Source organism: Glutamicibacter sp. NPDC087831 (assembly GCF_044742845.1).
In the GTDB taxonomy this organism is placed as follows: Bacteria; Actinomycetota; Actinomycetes; order Actinomycetales; family Micrococcaceae; genus Glutamicibacter.
This window is the reverse complement of sequence record NZ_JBIUVH010000001.1, coordinates 1,048,166-1,065,532: the sequence shown is the minus strand read 5'-3', so window position 1 is coordinate 1,065,532 and position 17,367 is coordinate 1,048,166. Positions and strand designations below refer to the sequence as shown.

Here is a 17,367-nt window from a genome sequence, read left to right as displayed (position 1 = left end):
AGGAGAAAACGATGACTCAGGAAAGCTTCTCGGCCCGCCGCAGCACCCAGAACCAGCAGGCCGAAACGGAACAGGTCCAGGTGAACACCACCGGCCAGTCCGCCGGCGTGGATGACCTGCTGGACGAGATCGACTCGGTGCTGGAATCCAACGCTGAAGAGTTCGTCCGCGGATTCGTGCAAAAGGGCGGCCAGTAAGCCCCAACGGGCACACAGCTTTGGAAGTCGTGTTCTGGCCAATGTGGCGGAACCGCAGTTGAGGGGAAGTAGCTTCGCGTGGATCGCAGAATCTTTGGTCTGGAAACCGAATTCGGGCTGAATTATGTCCCGTCGGATGGGCGCCGGCTCACCCCGGAGGATGCCGCACGGCACCTGTTCAAGCCGGTAGTCAGCTGGGGGCGCAGTTCGAATGTGTTCCTGGAGAACGGCTCGCGCCTCTACCTGGATGTGGGCTCGCACCCGGAGTACGCCACCGCGGAATGCGACCAGCTCAAGCAGCTGATCGCCCACGACCGCGCAGGGGAGGCGTTCATGCTGGACCTCGTTGACCAGGCAGAGGACCAGCTGGCCGAGGAAGGCCACGAAGGCCGGATCTACATGTTCAAGAACAATGTGGACTCCGCCGGGAACTCCTATGGCTGCCACGAGAACTACCTGATTCCACGCAAAATCGAGTTCAAGCGCCTCGCTGACATGCTCATCCCTTTCCTCGTCACCCGCCAGCTATTGTGCGGTGCCGGGCATCTGATCACCGATGAAGAGCAGACCAAGTACGTCTTCTCCCAGCGCGCCGATCACATGTGGGAGGGGGTCTCCTCGGCCACAACGCGCTCGCGTCCGATCATCAATACCCGCGATGAGCCGCACGCCGATGCCGAGTACCACCGCCGGCTGCATGTCATAGTGGGCGACTCGTCGATGAGCGAAACCACCCAGCTGCTGAAGATCGGCGCCACCGACCTGGTGCTGCGCCTGATCGAATCCGGCGAAATCTACCACGATCTGCGACTGGAAAACCCGATTCGCTCCATCCGCCAGATCTCCCACGATTTCACTGGCCAGACCGTGGTGCGGCTCATGGGCGGCGACGAACCGACCGCACTGCAGATCCAGTGGATCCTCTTCGAATCCGTCAAGGAATTCATCGCCCGCCACGGCGCGCACCACGACCAGGTGGATACCGTCCTGGAATTGTGGGAACGCACGCTGAACGCAGTGGAAAGCCAGGACTTCTCGCTGATCGACCGGGACATCGACTGGGCGATCAAGCACAAGCTGCTCACGGGCTATGCCCAGAAGAACTCCCTGGAGCTCTCGGCGCCACGGATCGCGCAGCTGAACCTGACTTACCATGACATCGACCCGCAGCGCGGCCTGTTCCACCTGCTCAAGCGCCGCGGCCTGGCCAGCGCAGTCGTCTCCGACGCTGAAATCAATCAGGCTGTGAACAACCCGCCAGCCACGACACGCGCGGCACTGCGAAGCAAATTCATTCGCGCCGCCCGCGCCAATGGGCGACGCTATAGCGCCGATTGGGTCCACATGAAGTATGAGGATGGCCCGGGCGGAATTGTGCTGTGCAAGGACCCGTTCGCAACCACCAATTCACAGATTGACGAGCTCATTGAGCTGATGGGCCAGCAGCTTTAGCTAGCTGGAAACAAGTATTTACACAGCAAAAACCTCTAAGCTGGACGCAGATCATTACGGGCCTTGCCCTGTGCAAGCCCGCAATGCATGACCAGCTAGTCCAACCGGAAAGAAGATTCGTGCGAAAAGTTTTGGCAGTATGCGCCACCGCGTCCATCCTTGCCCTGGCGTCCTGCGGTTCGGGTTCGTCATCCCTGAGCGGCATCGACGTCAAGCCAGCAGAAGATAGCAAGTCCGCACCTGAGGTCAAATTCGATGCGCCGCTCCTGACCGAAAAGTCAGAAGCAGTCACCGTGGTGGAGGGCGAGGGTTCCGACATCAAGGAAGGCGACACCATCCAGATCCAGTCGGGCCTGTACAAGACCATCGACGGCCTGCTGACCAATGAGAACTTCACTGCTGATCCGGCTCCCATGAAGGTTGACGAGACGCTCAAGGAGCAGATGCCCGAGCTCTACGAAACCCTGCTGAAGTCCCAGATTGGCGACTGGATCGCTTACGCAGCCATCGAAGGCGTTCAGCAGCCGGACGGGTCCATCGCCGAACCGGCCGAAGGCTCGCGTGCCGAACGGCTGATCGTGATCAAGATTGCGGACTCCAAGAGCCCTAGCCAGACGATGGGCAAGGAAGAAGTCCAGCAGCTCAAGGACGACGGCAAGCTCCCCACCGTGAAGACCGGCAAGGGCGATCCGCAGATCACCATCCCCAAGGACACCGAAGCCCCGGCAGGCCTGGCAGTGGACGTCCTTGAAGAAGGCGACGGCCCAGCGGTTGGCCAAACGTCCAAGGTCACTGCCCACTACCACGGCGTGCGCTGGGAAGATGGCAAGAAGTTCGACGGCAACTTCGGCAACGAAGAAGGCTTCGAAGCCGATATGGCCGGCGGAGTCATCCAGGGCTGGCTGCAGGGCTTCCAGGGTCTGAAGGAAGGCAGCAAGGTCTTGCTGACTGTCCCAACGGACTTGGCCTACGGCGAAACAGCTGAAGCCCAGGGGCGTCCTGCAGGACCACTGGTCTTCTACGTAGAATTAGACAAGGTAAGCGAAAGCAAGTAACAGAAAGGCCGTGACTATGTCGTTCGGAGAACGCAACTACGACCGCACCAAGCCGGAGATCGATTTCCCGGGCACCGACGCTCCTGAAGAACTGGTCATCACCGACCTGGTCGAGGGAACCGGCGCCGAGGTCACCCCAGGCACCACCGTTGAAGCGCACTATGTAGGCGTTGCCTGGTCCACCGGCGAAGAGTTCGACTCTTCCTGGGGCCGCGGGCAGACCCTCGACTTCCCAGTGGGTGTCGGAATGGTTATCCAGGGCTGGGACCAGGGCCTGCTGGGCATGAAGGTCGGCGGCCGTCGCCGACTGGATATCCCATCGCACCTGGCCTACGGCGAGCGTGGCGCCCCAGGCGCCATTGCGCCTAACGAAGCACTGATTTTCGTTGTGGATCTGATGGGCACCAAGTAATTCCAAGTGCTGGCAATGGCCTCGATTAAATAATCGGGGCCATTGCTGTCCCAGAAGTCATCCTTATCGGCGAAAGTTGGTTAGTCTAGGCACGTGAGCACAAAGCAATCCCCGGGACCCAGCAAGGCAGAACGCCTGACCAGCCTCATCTATGCGCTGGCAACTAAATCACGGAAGTTCAACGCCGACCGCATTGGATCCTATTTGGTGCCAGGCGGTACCAAGGAGACCCGAGAGAAGGCGCTGGATCGCCTCAAGGACGATATCCGCAATGACTTCGGGTTGCAGCTGGACAAAGAAGTAATCGACGATGTTACGTACTACAGCATCGACACGACCGAGTGGTTCTTGCCGCCGGTGGAATTCAGCCCCGCAGAAGCCGGCCTGGTCGCATTGGCCGCGAGCCTTTGGAAAGACACCAAGCTCCAGTCATTGGGGCTCAATGCCGCGGCCCGAGTCACCGGCCATGATGGCGTGGCCTCGCCGGTCGCTCCGTTGGCCGGCTCATTGGTACCACGCCTTTCCATGGATGAACCGAACTTCCGCGAATGCGCCCTGGCGGTCTTCAACCGCAACACGCTCAAGTTCGCCTATACGTCCTCTGGCGGCGCACAGAGCGAACGAATTGTTGATGTGTGGGGGATCGGGCAGCGCTACGGCAACTGGTACTTCACCGGCTATGACCACACGCGGAAAGATACCCGTGTCTTCCGCCTCTCGCGGGTTCAGGGCAAGTTCACGAATTACCGGCATGGCGGCGCTAACGCCGACGGGCAGTACCACGCCCGCCCCCAGGATTTCGACATGACCCAGGTCTTGCAGGATTTCGACCTGCAGAATCCGGGACTGGTGGCAACGGTGCGGCTCTTGGGCGATGAAGCAATCCCGCTGCGCGCCCAGGCAGTAAATGGCCGCAGCGATCAGGATGAGCTGCAGATCGGCTATGCGGATCCGCATTCATTTGCCCAGCAGCTGGCAGCTTATGGTCCGGCCGTGAAAGTCCTGGAACCCTCCGAACTGGTGGCCCAGGTGCGCCGGATTCTGCGCGACGCGCGCAGCTCCCAGACCAGCCAGGGCAACCAGGATGCCTACGCAGAGGTGAAGTTCCGTCCGCATCGCGCCACCGGCCGTGGCACCACCACAACTCAGGTCATGCGAAATATCGACATGATCCAGTATGTGCACGCCCATGGTGCCGTAGAAATCGAAGCGCTGGCAGAACGCTACTCCATGAGCGTTGCCAAGGTTCGTGAAGAGCTGGCCATGATCATGATGTGCGGTGTCCCGTACGGCCAGCATGACGAACTGATCAACGTCAATGACGGCGACGTTGAATCCGATACCGTTACGATCTCCAATGCAGCCCTGCTGGCCGAGCCGCAGAAGCTGGCGCCGCTGGAAGCAGTAGCCGTGCTCGGCGGGCTCAACGCCCTGGCAAGCATTCCCGAGTTCGAGCACCAGCAGGTGCTCGACGCGGCACTGGCCAAGGTGAATTCCGCGGTGGCCCGTTTTGACGGCTGGAGCGGGGCGCTGGGCTTCGCACTGTCCAAGGCGCGCGAGAACGATATTCCGCAGCAGCTGATTCAGGCGATTCGTTCCCAAGACGTCGTGCGCATCGATTATTACTCGGCCCGTTCGCGAACTCACCAGGTTCGCGATGTGGAACCGATCCGGCTCATTGAAGACGGAGCGGTGCAGTACCTGCGGGCTTGGTGCCGAAAGCGCCAGAGCCTATTAACTTTCCGGGTGGACCGGATGTTAAGTGTGGAAACTGCCGGTGAACAATTCGAGCTGGCGGCTCGGCATGAAGACCAGCAAGATGTCCAGATCCGGTATGCCTCCAACGACGATGACTTAGAGGTCATGGTCTATGTAGACGCCGAGATCTTACCGGTTATCGAAGCTTTCCATCCTCTTTCCTGGTCCACGGGAAAGGTCGGTACGGGGTATCTGGCCAACGTCCGGTTCTCGGATCACCAGGTAGCTGCGCCGCTCGTGGCTCGCCATAGCGGTAAACTGACTGTGGTCTCTCCTGACGCTACGCGCGAACAGGTAGTGAACTGGTTGGACGAGGCTATCGCAATGTATGAGGATTAATAGATGCTTCCTTGGTGGTTTTGGGTACTTTTGTGGACTGTGCTCGTTTTGGCGACAATACTTGTTGCGGCACTTGCCGGCTTCCGTTTGTTCAAACGGGGAATGGCGGTCGTCGAGGGCCTGGGCGACGCTGCGGATCACATCAGCGCCGGTTTAAGCCAGGAGGGCACCGTCGTCGAGTACGCTGCGAACCCTCGTCGCTACCCGCACGGAACCGATGCCACGCACGCGGATCCGGAGAAGATCAAAAAGCTTCGCGATAAGGGCAAAGCTGAAAGAATCGAGGCGCGTCGAGTTCGCCGCGTCGCACGTCGCGCACAGCGCGGCCAAGCTCAGAACATGCGCGATCTTGGCTTGTTCTGACGTAGACTTTAGATAGAGAGAAGGGAATCCACATGGGTGGCTTACAGGGATGGCATTTGGTCATCATTATCGTGCTTGCACTGCTGCTTTTCGGCGCTCCAAAGCTTCCAGGCTTGGCTCGCTCGATGGGCCAGTCGCTGCGCATTTTCAAGTCCGAGGTTCGCCAGATGAAGGATGATGATCCTAAATCTGAAACCGTTGATGGCACCATCAATGATCCGAACCCCAACGAAAAGAACAACTCGTAGACCTCTTCAGTGGCAACAAATAAAGACAAGAACCCGCGCAGCAAGAAGAAGCGGGCCAAGGACGCAGAAGGTCGGATGGCTCTCAAAGAGCATCTGATTGAAGCACGGAACCGGTTATTCAAGTCGCTCATCGCGCTGACCTTGGGCACGGTAGCCGGTTTCTTCGTATACGACTGGCTGCTTGCCTTGCTGATCGCGCCTGTGAAAGCTGCCGGCGGCTCGGTAGTGTTCACCGCGGTGATGTCACCCTTCGACATCATGATCAAGGTGGCGCTGTTCGTCGGCCTGATCGTTTCCTCGCCGGTGTGGCTCTACCAGCTGTGGGCATTCATCGTGCCGGGACTGAAAAAGAACGAGCGCCGATTGAGCTACAGCTTCGTAGCAGCCGCGGTTCCGCTGTTCCTTGGCGGCGTGGCGATGGCCTACTTCGTTCTTCCGTTTGCGCTGGAATTCTTCATTAGCCTGTCGCCGGAGAACTCGGATAACCTGCTGAACATTTCCGAGTACCTGCCGTTTATCTTCCGCCTGCTCCTGGCATTCGGCTTGGCCATGCTGGTACCGGTACTGATGGTTGGCCTGAACATGGTTGGCGTCCTGCCAGCCAAGCTCATCTTGAAGAACTGGCGTATCACCGTCTTCCTCATCGCCCTGGTTGCCGCTATGGCAGCACCAGGCGGCGATGCAATCACCATGTTCGCGTTGGCTGGACCGTTGTTCCTCACCTTCGCCGTTGCCACCTTGATCTGCCACTTCAACGACAAGAAGCGCGCAAAGAAGCTGGCGGCACGGGAAGCCGAGAATGAACGCCTAGCAGCTGGTGAAACTTCTGGCATTGAAACCCCTAGCTCGATTGACGAACCTAAATCCCAGCTCTGAACCAGGGCAAGAAAGTGAACGACCACAAGTGACTTCACCCGCGGAACGCTACGCGAATTCCAAGGCACGGCAGGTCGAAAACGGCACTGCACTTCCTGGATTCCGGGCAAGCATCTCCTTCGACCTGGATCCATTCCAGGCCGAAGCTTGCCAGAAGGTCGCAGAAGGGCACAGCGTACTGGTCGCTGCGCCCACCGGCGCCGGAAAAACTGTTGTTGGCGAATACGCCATCTACCAGGCTCTAGGCGAGAACCGCAAGGCTTTCTACACCACGCCCATCAAGGCGCTGAGCAACCAGAAGTATTCGGAACTGGTCAATCGCTATGGAGCGCAGAAGGTCGGGTTGCTGACCGGCGACACCTCCATCAACTCCGAAGCGCAGATCGTCGTCATGACCACCGAAGTGCTGCGCAATATGCTGTACGCGGATTCCCAAACCCTCGACGGCTTGGGCTACGTGATCATGGATGAGGTCCACTACCTCGCCGATAAATTCCGTGGTGCCGTATGGGAAGAAGTCATCATCCATCTGCCGTCCAACGTGCAGATCATTTCACTCTCGGCAACCGTGTCCAACGCCGAGGAATTCGGTGGCTGGCTGGATACCGTCCGGGGCCAGACCGATGTCATCGTCTCCGAGCATCGCCCGGTGCCGCTCTTCCAGCACGTCATGGTCGGCCCTAACGTGGTCGACCTGTTTGCCGAAGACGTAGCCTTCGACAAGGTGGCTGAAGACGATTCAAAGGCCTCGGTCAACCCCGAACTGCGAAAACTCGTACGCTCCCACAGCCCTGGCGGCCGAGTGCAGCGCGGCCGGGGTCGCGGCGGCCGCGGCCCCCAGCGCAGTTCAGGCATGGGGCACCGCATCAACCGTCCAGCGGTTATCGGGAAGCTTGACCGGGCTGCTCTGCTGCCAGCTATCTTCTTCATTTTCTCCCGCAAGGGCTGCGATATGGCCGTGCAGCAGTGCGCCATGGCTGACCTGCGCCTGACGACCAATGAAGAAGCCGCCGAGATCGCGCAAGCGCTGGATGAAGTCGCCTACCGGATCCCCAGCGAAGACCTGGACGTACTGGAATTCTGGTCCTGGCGCGATGGTCTGGTTCGCGGCTTCGCTTCCCACCACGCCGGCCTGCTCCCGATCTTCAAGGAAATCGTTGAAGACCTCTTTGCACGCAACCTGATCAAGGTGGTGTTCGCAACCGAGACCCTGGCACTGGGCGTGAACATGCCAGCACGCTCGGTCGTGCTGGAAAAACTGGTCAAATTCAACGGCGAATCCCACGTGCAGATCTCTTCGGGGGAGTACACCCAGCTCACCGGCCGTGCCGGGCGCCGCGGCATTGACGTCGAAGGCCATTCAATTGTTGTCTGGAACCCCGACCTGGAACCGGAATCCTTGGCAGGACTCGCTTCGAAGCGAACCTATCCGCTGAATTCCTCGTTCCGTCCGACCTACAACATGTCCACCAACTTGCTGGCGCAGTTTGGCCGTGAACAGACTCGTCAAATCCTCGAAACCTCCTTTGCCCAGTACCAGGCGGACCGTTCCGTGGTGGGCATGGCGCGCCAGGTGCGTTCCAAGGAAGAATCCCTGGCCGGCTACGCCAAGTCGATGGAATGCCATCTCGGAGATTTCACCGAGTACCTGAAACTCCAACGAAACCTGGCCCAGGTCGAGAAGAACGCTGCGAAGGACCGCCGCCACGAGCGCCGTTCGGCAGCTGAGCAGTCCCTGCAGGCCGTGATCCGCGGCGACGTGGTGGACCTGCCAGGTGGCCGCCGCTTCGGCCGCGCCGTGGTTGTCGAGCTTGATAAGGCCATGTACAACCCGCGACACACCGTGCTGACCGAAGAAGCGCAGCTTCGCCGGCTCTCGGTGGAAGACCTCAACGGACCAGTGCAGATCATTTCGCGGATCAAGATTCCCAAGGGGTTCAACGGGCGCACACCGAAGGAGCGCCGGGACCTTGCTTCATCCTTGCGCAACGCGATCTACGAGTCGCGTCCTCCACGCCAGGACGCCCAGAGCTTCGATTTCGAAGGCTCGGATTCCTTCGAGCGTGAAATCAACGCACTGCGCCTGGAGCTCAAGGACCATCCTTGCCACGCCTGCTCGGAGAAGGACCAGCACATGCGCTGGGCCGACAGGTACTGGAAGCTGAAGAAGGACACGGACAAGGCTCGTCGCGCCATCCGCGGGCGAACCAATACCATTGCCACGCAGTTCGACAAGGTCTGCAAAGTGCTCGAGCAGTTCGAATACCTCGTGCCTTCCGAGGGCGGCGAAGATTTCGCGCTGACCGACTCGGGCCGCCGCCTGCGCCGCATCTATGGCGACCGAGATCTGCTCACCAGCCAAATCCTGGAGACCGGCAAGCTCACGCAGCTCAATGCGGAAGAACTCTGCGCGGTTGTCGCCAGCCTGGTCTACCAGGCACGCCGCGACGGGGACCGTGCCGATCCGAAAATGCCAACGGGCAAGATCGATGACATCTGGAATAGCACCATCAGGATTTGGGGCGAGCTATCGGACGCTGAAGAGGCCTTGGGCCTTGACCCGACCGCTCCACCGGAATCCGGTTTGATCTGGCCAATGTACAAGTGGGCCCGCGGTTCGAGCCTGAACAGCGCGCTGCGCGGTACCGATCTGGCACCGGGTGACTTCGTGCGCTGGGCCAAGCAGGTCATCGACACATTGGACCAGTTCGCAAAGAATAGCGACCTTCCGCCATTGCTGGTTCGCAATGCCTACAAGGCAGTAGACCAGATCAAGCGCGGTGTAGTGGCCTACTCGAACGTGCTGGACTAGCCAGCAGGTCCAGCCGAAAAACTTATTAGCCAGTGCACGAGAAAAGGGAGACGCTGATGGCAAAAACACTCTACCGAAACGGGTCCATCTACTCAGCGGCCGATCCATTTGCTACCGCAATGGTGGTGGACGGCGACACCATTTCATGGTTGGGCGGCGAGGACGCAGCCGAGCGCCACGCGTCTGCCGTCGACGAAGTGGTCGACCTCAATGGTGGTTTGATTACCCCGGCGTTCGTCGAATCCCACACGCACCTTGCCGCCTTGGGCCGCACCCTTTCGGGAGCCGATTTGGGTGCAGCAACCTCGGCTTCTTCGCTGCTTTCGCTCGTCGCCGAGCAGGCGCAGAAGTCGACCAAGCTGGTCCTGGCTCAGGGGTGGGACAACTCGAACTGGGCTGACCAGCAGCTGCCCGCGGAAACCGACCTGACCAGTGCCGCGGAAGGCCGCGGCTATTACCTGGCGCGTCGCGATGTGCACAGTGCCCTGGTCAATCGGGAACTGCTGGATCTGCTGGACCTGGGCCACCTCGCCGCTGGCATCATTTCTGGTGCGGATCACGACGCCGTGCGTGAAGCACTCACCAATACGCAGAAGGCCGAACAGGAATACCAGCGCCTGGCACTGGAGCACTACGCCTCGCGTGGTTTCGCCAGCGTTGTGGAGATGGCGGCCCCGCATATTGAGGGCCGAGAGGCGCTGGAGCAGTTGCTGGCCATCGACAACCCTGAACTGCCGCAAGTCCATGCCTACTGGGGCGAACTGGTTAGCGATGCAGACATCGCCCAGGAGCTGGTCGCATCCTTCCCAACGGGAAAGGTGCTGGGCTTGGGTGGCGATCTTCGCGTGGATGGTTCGCTAGGCAGCCACACGGCGTACCTGCGCGAAGACTACAGCGATCAGCCGGGCGAACGCGGCACCCTGTATCTGAAGCGTGACGAAATTGCGGCCCACCTGGTCGCTTGCAGTTCCCGGGAGATCCAGGCCTCGTTCCATGTGATCGGAGACGGCGCCCTGGACGAGGTGTTGGCAGGTTTTGACCTGGCTGCTGAGCAGATTGGGGCAGCTAAGCTGCAGATGTGCCGGCACCGTCTGGAGCATGTCGAGATGGTTGATGAAGACTCGCGGGCCCGTTTGCTGCAGTACGCCATCATGGTTTCGATGCAGCCGGTCTTCGACCAGGCGTGGGGCGGCTCGAACGGCATGTACGCGCAGCGCCTGGGGGTGCGCGCAGCATCGATGAACAACCTCTCCGCTATGCTTTCGGCTGGTGTGCCAATGGTGCTTGGCTCTGATGCTCCGGTAACGGAGGTTGATGGCTGGCAGGTTGTTCGCGCCGGCATGAACATGACGAATGCTGAGGCTCGCATTTCGGCTCGTGCGGCCTTCTTGGCTCAAACCCGATCCACCTACCGCGCCATGGGCGAGATGAACCCGTTCGCCGGGCAGCTCGTGATCGGCGCGCCGGCGACTTTTGCAGTGTGGACTGCCTCTGAACTTGCTGTGCAAACTCCGGACGTCCGAATCAGTTCTTGGAGTACCGATGCACGAGCTGGAACTCCGATGCTTCCGGTCGTTGATGAGGAAATTCCGCAGTGCCTGCGTACAGTACGCGCTGGAATCACGCTTTTCAATACCCTTGAGCCAAGCGAATCGGCTTAAAGCGAAACAGATGCTCAATAAGCAGAATGAATTCGCAAAATTTGCCCTGACTAGTGGTGTCTAGGTAAAGAGTGAAGTCATTTGATGGTTGACAGCCTAGGTGGGGTACCCACTAGGCTGGTCTAAGCGCCTCTTCGAGATGCACATGCATTGCGTTGGAAACTACGCAATTTAAACAACGATCCTCAGTGACCTTAGATAACATTCTCTGTGCCTTTCGGCGTGGAGAATAGGGCCGAAGTCACTGAGGATCGTTCGTTAATGCGGTGTCTCCAGCGCGCTGATTGGCAAATGATGACTATACTTTGAGTTTGGATTAACTCTTTTCGACCCGGTGTCCTGCATAAGCCATGCAGTCGACGCCGAGCAGGCAAGAGGCTTTGTGTTGTATACCCAGAAAGGTGCCGCCGCGTGCGCGTCATTACAATCATTCCGACTTACAACGAACTGGAGTCGCTCCCGCTGACCGTAGGACGCTTGCGTACCGCAGTTCCTGACTCGGATGTATTGATCGTTGATGATAACTCGCCTGACGGCACCGGAGAACTTGCAGACAAGATGGCTGCTGAGGACTCGAATATCCACGTATTGCACCGTACCGGCAAGGATGGCCTGGGAGCCGCCTACATTGCAGGTTTCGAATGGGCGTTGGCTCGCGACTACGACGTACTGGTAGAGATGGATGCCGATGGCTCGCATATGCCAGAGCAGCTTCCACGCCTTTTGGAAGCCAGTGCCGCGGGCGCAGATCTCGTAATCGGTTCGCGTTGGGTCAAGGGCGGCGAAGTCGTGAACTGGCCAATGCTGCGCAAGATCATCTCGCGCGGCGGCAGCTTCTACTCGCGCACCATGCTGGGCTTGCCTCTGCGCGACATCACCGCAGGCTACCGCGCCTTCAAGCGCGAAACCCTGGAAGCAATCGATTTTGACGCCGTTGAGTCGCGCGGCTACGGCTTCCAGGTGGACATGACCTTCCGCGTGGCCATGCTGCGCAAGACGATCGTTGAAGTTCCCGTGACCTTCGTAGAGCGCGAACTGGGCGCGTCGAAGATGAGCGGCAACATTGTGTTCGAAGCAATGTGGAATGTCACCCGCTGGGGCTTGGGCGCCCGGTGGAAGAAGCTGACTTCCAAGAAGTAATACCCGTGGTTAAGCGAACTGGCGTGCAACGATGGATCGTTGCACGCCAGTTCGCTTAACCAGGAATCATCATCAGGTCTCGGGCAGGCAGTGAAATACAAACCAGCCCACCGCCCCAAAGGCGGACTGTGCAGGATGAAGATAGCTTCTACGAAGCTGCTTAGGCCGGCGGCGCTGGCCGCGCAATTTCATGCAGGCTCTTTGACGCAGTTGAAAATACTGGGCGTGGTCTTTGAGCCCCATAGCAGACAGGCAAAAGAGTGAGGGCTGGGTTTGATAACCATCGGTCATCAAACCCAGCCCTCAACCAAGCCCCTACGGCCATGCTAAGGCAGCATGGAACCGTGCGTGGGGGAGATTAGGCAGTTTCCCCGCGAGCAGCGCGCAGCTGCTGGAGGCGGTCTGCCAGAGTCTTTTCCAGTTCTTCTTCGGAACGGCGCTCAAGAAGCATGTCCCAGTGGGTACGGACAGGCTTTTCATTGCCCGGTTCTTCGGCCTTGGCTTCGCCGTGGACGAGCTTGGCTTCCTTACCGGTCTTGGTGTGCCAGGTTGCTGGAATTTCAGCTTCGGCAGCAAAGACGACGAAGACGGTCTCGCCCTCTTCGGTACGGTATTCCACACGCTGACGGGCAGCCGGCTCCACACCTGCCTCAGATTCCATGCTCTGTGCACCCAGGCGCATGCCTCGTAGGCTGCGATCGCTCATGTTTTCCCTCCGCGATGATTGAAGAATTCGCTACACGTACCAACGTTTGGCACTCGGAAATAATTCCCTCCGACTAGAGGTGAAGATAATTCTTGGTGCCAAAACATCCATTATACGCGTCTGCGGCGAGGTGCATTGTATGCACCTCGCCGCAGACGGCTAATCGGTTCTAAACCAGCTGTTGCTACAGGTTGCTACCTGGGGCCGATGGCGATTCCGGAGTGGCAGGCTTGCTGCCCGATCCGTTGCCGCCCAGCGCTCCGCCGATGCCCTTGAGTGCTTCGGTCAGTTCGCTTGGAATCACCCACAGGGTATTCGAAGTGCCTTCGGCAAGCTTCGGCAGAGTCTGCAGGTACTGGTAGGCGAGCAACTCATGGTCCGGCTTGCCGGCGTGAATTGCATCGAAGACCTTCTGGATGGCCTGGGACTCGCCGTCAGCGCGCAAGATTGCGGCCTGTGCATCGCCCTCGGCTTCGAGGATGGAAGCCTGGCGTGCGCCTTCGGCAGTAAGGATGGAGGACTGCTTGGTGCCCTCAGCGGTCAGGATGGCAGCACGGCGGTCACGCTCGGCGCGCATCTGCTTCTCCATCGAGTCCTGGATGGACAGCGGTGGATCGATAGCCTTCAGCTCGACACGGGAAACACGGATGCCCCACTTGCCGGTTGCCTCGTCAAGGACACCACGCAGCTGGCCGTTGATCTGGTCGCGGCTAGTCAGGGCCTCTTCCAGATTCAGGCCACCGACGACATTACGAAGCGTAGTGGTGGTCAGCTGTTCTACGGCCTGGATGTAGTTAGCGATTTCATACGTCGCGGCACGCGGCTCGGTGATCTGGAAGTAGACCACGGTATCAATCGAAACTACCAAGTTGTCCTCGGTAATAACTGGCTGCGGCGGGAAGGAAACAACTTGTTCACGCAGGTCCAGCAGCGGCAGCAAGCGATCCACAAAGGGGATCAGGATTGTCAGACCGGGATTTAGGGTTCGGTTGTACTTGCCGAGGCGCTCAACGATGCCAGCACGTGCCTGCGGCACGATGCGCACGCTGCGCAGTAGGACGACAATCACGAAGATTGCCAGAACGACAAGCACAATAGTCAAGCCAAAGCCATCTGAATTCATGGTTCGTACTCTCTTTCCTTGTGCAGTAGTGATGAATTTGGGGGCGTCAGGCTAGCTAGCCGTTAGCAGGGTCAGGGGACTTCGCGGTGAGGTATGCAGTTGCCCCGTCGATACGTGAAACCACGGCATAGGTGCCGGGATTCATGGTCGGAACGCTGGATTCAGCACGGGCGGTCCAGATCTCTCCACGGATCTTGGCCGAACCCGACATGCGCGAGGTCGGCTCGAGAATAAGTGCATCCGCACCGATTAATCGCTCGATATTGGTGCGGAAGCCCTCGGGTGATTTCCGTAAATGTTTGACGGCAATAGGTCGAACCAGGAAGATCATCAACAATGAAATGACGCAGAATACAAGGACCTGCAACCACATGGGTCCACTGAGCAGTGCGACCGCTACACCACCAAGGGCACCTACGCCGAGCATGATGAAGTAGAGATCAAGAGAAAGCATCTCGATGATCGCCAGCAGCAAGAACAGTGCCAGCCAGATCACCCAAGCGTTGCTGATGATCCATTCGGCTGTTGTCATGGCATTCACCTAAATTCTGTTAGGACATTGACCAGTCGTAACTGGTCTTTCCTACATTCTGCCGTAGAAGGCAGATAAAAGGTGTAGTCATTTTGGGGTATCTTCTAGCCCTGCGTGACGAATGCGTGTACTCCAAAGGAAGCTGTTACAGGCTGGGAACCCAACGCCAGCGTCTGCTGATGAAGAATTTCAGGGGAGAGGTGGTGCCCGGACGGACCCATGAATGCAAGGTTATAGAGATCGTCCGCATTCAGGTTCATCCGATATGTCAGATTCTTGGATCCGCGATGATTAAGGCCTTCAGCCGCAAATTTTTCCACCAAGGCGGCTTGCTTGCCCTGTCCTACGGTGAGCATGCCCAGCGGGTCGACGACTTCGTTGAGATGATCTGGTTCGCCGGTCACGACAATGCATAATCCACCAGTACGCAGTACACGTTGGAACTCTGCCGGGTTATGCGGTGCGAAGCAGTTGATCACCACATCGCGTGATCGGTCGGCAGTAGGCAATTTGCGCCAGACATCCCAGACCACAGCGAGCGTGCTTGGAACCTTCGCGGCACGACGCATGGCAAAGCGGGAGATGTCCAGAGCCAAAGCATCAAGTTCAGCAGCAGGAGAGTTCTCTAGAATCTTCCCCAGGTAGTAGCCGGTACCTGCGCCCGCATCCAGCACGTCAAGCGAATGTCCGTCGTGATGATCATTGATCAGCTCGGACAGCGCGCGCGCCAGAGGCTCATAATGTCCCTTTGACTGGAAAGCATCGCGGGCTTGGACCATGGCCGAGGTGTCTTCGAGGAAGTTCGTTCCTTTGCCAGTAAGGAAGTTGAAGTAACCCTGTTTGGCAGCATCAAAACGATGCCCGGCTTCGCAACTCAGGGTTCTATCCCGAGATTCCTCGAAGCCAAGGGGTTGCTCGCAGACCGGGCAAGTAACGTTCGTGGTGCCGGAGAACATTAGAATTTCAGAACCTCTTGTGCCGTTGCAACGTCCATGCTTTCATGGCGCCACAGTTCGGATTCGTTAATCAAGGAGCGGGTAAGTGCTTTGTCGATATAGACAGTGCCCGACAGATGATCAGTTTCGTGCTGGACAATGCGGGCCTGCCAACCGGAGAAGCTTCGAGTTATTTCCTGGCCGTCCCGATCTTTATAAGTGGCGGTGATATCGGCGGCCCGGCTCACTACGCCTTGGAATCCTTCGAAAGACAGGCAACCTTCGTAGAAGACTGCCGCGCGCTCTGTTGATGCCCTATATACGGGGTTGAAGATCTCGAAGTACTCCAGCGGCTCACGCTCTCTGTGCGAGGCAGCTTCCTCCGGAATGGGATAGAGATCTTCGAGCACGGCAATCTGCAGGGGGATACCCACCTGAGGAGCGGCGAGTCCTACGCCAGGGGCGTCGTACATGGTCTGGCGCATTGCTTCAAGGAGTTCTTCGAGCAGTTCCTGCGGAAGCTGCTGCTCGTAGGCCACCGCCTGCTGGCGGAGAACGGGATGTCCCAGCTGGACAATAGGCAGTATGAGGTTCTCATCTGCAGTCTCCAGGACTTCTCGAACGATATTCTCGATGTCCTGTGCGGTGTACTCGGTGTTCATCGGCAAGCGCTAGTCCGTTCGTATTCGTTGAGCTGAAGTTGAGCCAGGCGCGAGGTGAGTCGGGCCTTTTCAGTGTCATGCAGCATGTGTCCAAGATTGCCCAGATTGTCTGCGGCGTACAGATGGACTTCCACGTTCTTGTCGTAGAAGATATCGATAAGATTCGCCAGTCGGCGTTCCTCATCCATTGGCATGGTGGCACTAGCTGGGATGCAGGTTACATGCCAGCGCGAATACCGGCTTGCCAAATCCAGATAGTCGGCAGTGTTGCGGCGAGTTCGGCAGATCTGATCGAAGCTGATCCAGATCTCATCCGCATTCACGTGGACTGGCCCGATTTCGTCGTAGCCGATCTGGATCATCGTATCGTGGACCGGCAGTTCTCCTGGTGCTTCGAAGAGATTTAGCGTGCCTCTCCGATACCCGTCCAAGACCTGCTCGGGATCGGCGGCGAGCTGTCGGTAGTCCACCGAATGATCCAGTGAGAATACAGTGAAGTCCCGTTGGATCCGGTCAATAATTGGCTGAACCAGGTGATGGAAAGTGTCATCGTCAAGCAGCTTCTCCGGCCCGTAGTTCGACGTAGTGACCAGCTGGATCTCGTGTTCCGTGCAATGCCGAATGAGCTTGGCCATGAACATCGCGTCGCCAGGTTCGGTGCAATGGAACTCATCGAAGACCAGCAACTGCAGTCCAGCGAGCTCGCGCTCAAGCCCTTGCGAGAAAATCGCGCCCAGCGGCTGGCCCGGGACACGGTTGACCGGGGAATTTACGCGCTGGAAGAACTCGTGGAAATGGAAGCGCGCTGTCGTGGTTTCAGGCAGCACCGAGACCAAGGTATTGATGATGAGGGTTTTGCCTCGACCAGGAGGGCCATAAATGTAGACGCCAGGGTGCTTTGCCGTCATCGTCGTACGCAAAGTACGTCCTAGAAGGTCGATCAGATCACTCTGAACCGGGTCAACTTCGATACCTTGCAGCTTGAGAGCTTCGCGGATCTGAAGAGCGTACTTATTCCCGTGGGGAATGCGTAGCAACGGATTAGCCATATCTAAATTTTGCCACTGAGCGCAGACGCGGCCAATCTTCTGTGATG

Annotated in this window: 17 protein-coding genes; 11 read left to right on the top strand and 6 right to left on the bottom strand. The window is 58.5% G+C overall.

Features of this window, described 5'->3' with window-relative positions; translation table 11 throughout:
- Positions 1 to 11: 11 nt before the first annotated feature.
- The 11 genes from ACIOJF_RS05230 (at position 12) to ACIOJF_RS05180 (ending at position 12,313) form a co-directional block, all read left to right on the top strand.
- Positions 12 to 197: a ubiquitin-like protein Pup gene (locus tag ACIOJF_RS05230; protein ID WP_105657838.1), complete on the top strand. Its 186-nt coding sequence runs from the start codon at positions 12 to 14 to the stop codon at positions 195 to 197.
- A gap of 78 nt (positions 198 to 275) precedes the next feature.
- Positions 276 to 1,649: a Pup--protein ligase gene (gene pafA / locus ACIOJF_RS05225; RefSeq protein ID WP_105657839.1), complete on the top strand. Its 1,374-nt coding sequence runs from the start codon at positions 276 to 278 to the stop codon at positions 1,647 to 1,649.
- 119 nt (positions 1,650 to 1,768) lie between these two features.
- Positions 1,769 to 2,704 (top strand): FKBP-type peptidyl-prolyl cis-trans isomerase, encoded by a 936-nt coding sequence (locus ACIOJF_RS05220; protein ID WP_181148865.1) that lies wholly within the window; start codon positions 1,769 to 1,771, stop codon positions 2,702 to 2,704.
- A 16-nt stretch (positions 2,705 to 2,720) separates the two neighbouring features.
- Entirely contained in the window at positions 2,721 to 3,116 is a 396-nt protein-coding gene (locus tag ACIOJF_RS05215) for an FKBP-type peptidyl-prolyl cis-trans isomerase (protein ID WP_013348985.1), read from the top strand.
- Between the two features lie 93 nt (positions 3,117 to 3,209).
- Positions 3,210 to 5,213, top strand: coding sequence for a YafY family protein (locus tag ACIOJF_RS05210; protein WP_105657841.1), 2,004 nt, complete (start codon positions 3,210 to 3,212; stop codon positions 5,211 to 5,213).
- 102 nt (positions 5,214 to 5,315) lie between these two features.
- Entirely contained in the window at positions 5,316 to 5,576 is a 261-nt protein-coding gene (locus ACIOJF_RS05205) for a hypothetical protein (protein ID WP_133833372.1), read from the top strand.
- A 32-nt stretch (positions 5,577 to 5,608) separates the two neighbouring features.
- A complete protein-coding gene (gene tatA / locus ACIOJF_RS05200; protein WP_105657843.1) occupies positions 5,609 to 5,824 on the top strand; it encodes a Sec-independent protein translocase subunit TatA in 216 nt (71 codons plus the stop codon).
- A 9-nt stretch (positions 5,825 to 5,833) separates the two neighbouring features.
- Positions 5,834 to 6,700, top strand: coding sequence for a twin-arginine translocase subunit TatC (tatC, locus tag ACIOJF_RS05195; RefSeq protein ID WP_105657844.1), 867 nt, complete (start codon positions 5,834 to 5,836; stop codon positions 6,698 to 6,700).
- A gap of 28 nt (positions 6,701 to 6,728) precedes the next feature.
- Positions 6,729 to 9,512 carry an RNA helicase gene (locus ACIOJF_RS05190; RefSeq protein ID WP_105657845.1) on the top strand — a complete coding sequence of 928 codons (2,784 nt, stop codon included), beginning with the start codon at positions 6,729 to 6,731 and terminating at the stop codon, positions 9,510 to 9,512.
- A gap of 56 nt (positions 9,513 to 9,568) precedes the next feature.
- Complete coding sequence (locus tag ACIOJF_RS05185; protein ID WP_105657846.1) at positions 9,569 to 11,173, top strand: amidohydrolase; 1,605 nt, start codon at positions 9,569 to 9,571, stop codon at positions 11,171 to 11,173.
- 411 nt (positions 11,174 to 11,584) lie between these two features.
- Entirely contained in the window at positions 11,585 to 12,313 is a 729-nt protein-coding gene (locus ACIOJF_RS05180; protein ID WP_105657847.1) for a polyprenol monophosphomannose synthase, read from the top strand.
- A gap of 358 nt (positions 12,314 to 12,671) precedes the next feature.
- Here ACIOJF_RS05180 and ACIOJF_RS05175 read toward each other — a convergent pair whose 3' ends face one another.
- The 6 genes from ACIOJF_RS05175 to zapE form a co-directional block, all read right to left on the bottom strand.
- Entirely contained in the window at positions 12,672 to 13,019 is a 348-nt protein-coding gene (locus ACIOJF_RS05175; RefSeq protein ID WP_105657848.1) for an RNA polymerase-binding protein RbpA, read from the bottom strand.
- Between the two features lie 184 nt (positions 13,020 to 13,203).
- Positions 13,204 to 14,142: an SPFH domain-containing protein gene (locus ACIOJF_RS05170; RefSeq protein ID WP_105657849.1), complete on the bottom strand. Its 939-nt coding sequence runs from the start codon at positions 14,140 to 14,142 to the stop codon at positions 13,204 to 13,206.
- A gap of 55 nt (positions 14,143 to 14,197) precedes the next feature.
- Positions 14,198 to 14,674: an NfeD family protein gene (locus ACIOJF_RS05165; protein WP_105657869.1), complete on the bottom strand. Its 477-nt coding sequence runs from the start codon at positions 14,672 to 14,674 to the stop codon at positions 14,198 to 14,200.
- 104 nt (positions 14,675 to 14,778) lie between these two features.
- On the bottom strand, positions 14,779 to 15,630 hold the full coding sequence (locus ACIOJF_RS05160; RefSeq protein ID WP_133833368.1) for a putative RNA methyltransferase: 852 nt from the start codon (positions 15,628 to 15,630) through the stop codon (positions 14,779 to 14,781).
- Entirely contained in the window at positions 15,630 to 16,271 is a 642-nt protein-coding gene (gene def / locus ACIOJF_RS05155) for a peptide deformylase (RefSeq protein WP_402741310.1), read from the bottom strand. Before def ends, ACIOJF_RS05160 begins: the two co-directional genes overlap by 1 nt.
- A complete protein-coding gene (gene zapE, locus ACIOJF_RS05150; RefSeq protein WP_181148991.1) occupies positions 16,268 to 17,320 on the bottom strand; it encodes an AFG1/ZapE family ATPase in 1,053 nt (350 codons plus the stop codon). Before zapE ends, def begins: the two co-directional genes overlap by 4 nt.
- Positions 17,321 to 17,367 lie beyond the last annotated feature (47 nt).

What these genes read in the sequence shown, in the direction of transcription:
- ACIOJF_RS05160 (WP_133833368.1), bottom strand. Translation starts at nt 15,630, where the DNA reads ATGTTCTCCGGCACCACGAACGTTACTTGCCCGGTCTGCGAGCAACCC.
- ACIOJF_RS05205 (WP_133833372.1), top strand. Translation starts at nt 5,316, where the DNA reads ATGGCGGTCGTCGAGGGCCTGGGCGACGCTGCGGATCACATCAGCGCC.
- tatA (WP_105657843.1), top strand. Translation starts at nt 5,609, where the DNA reads ATGGGTGGCTTACAGGGATGGCATTTGGTCATCATTATCGTGCTTGCA.
- def (WP_402741310.1), bottom strand. Translation starts at nt 16,271, where the DNA reads ATGAACACCGAGTACACCGCACAGGACATCGAGAATATCGTTCGAGAA.
- ACIOJF_RS05170 (WP_105657849.1), bottom strand. Translation starts at nt 14,142, where the DNA reads ATGAATTCAGATGGCTTTGGCTTGACTATTGTGCTTGTCGTTCTGGCA.
- ACIOJF_RS05215 (WP_013348985.1), top strand. Translation starts at nt 2,721, where the DNA reads ATGTCGTTCGGAGAACGCAACTACGACCGCACCAAGCCGGAGATCGAT.
- ACIOJF_RS05175 (WP_105657848.1), bottom strand. Translation starts at nt 13,019, where the DNA reads ATGAGCGATCGCAGCCTACGAGGCATGCGCCTGGGTGCACAGAGCATG.
- ACIOJF_RS05230 (WP_105657838.1), top strand. Translation starts at nt 12, where the DNA reads ATGACTCAGGAAAGCTTCTCGGCCCGCCGCAGCACCCAGAACCAGCAG.
- zapE (WP_181148991.1), bottom strand. Translation starts at nt 17,320, where the DNA reads ATGGCTAATCCGTTGCTACGCATTCCCCACGGGAATAAGTACGCTCTT.
- ACIOJF_RS05165 (WP_105657869.1), bottom strand. Translation starts at nt 14,674, where the DNA reads ATGACAACAGCCGAATGGATCATCAGCAACGCTTGGGTGATCTGGCTG.
- ACIOJF_RS05185 (WP_105657846.1), top strand. Translation starts at nt 9,569, where the DNA reads ATGGCAAAAACACTCTACCGAAACGGGTCCATCTACTCAGCGGCCGAT.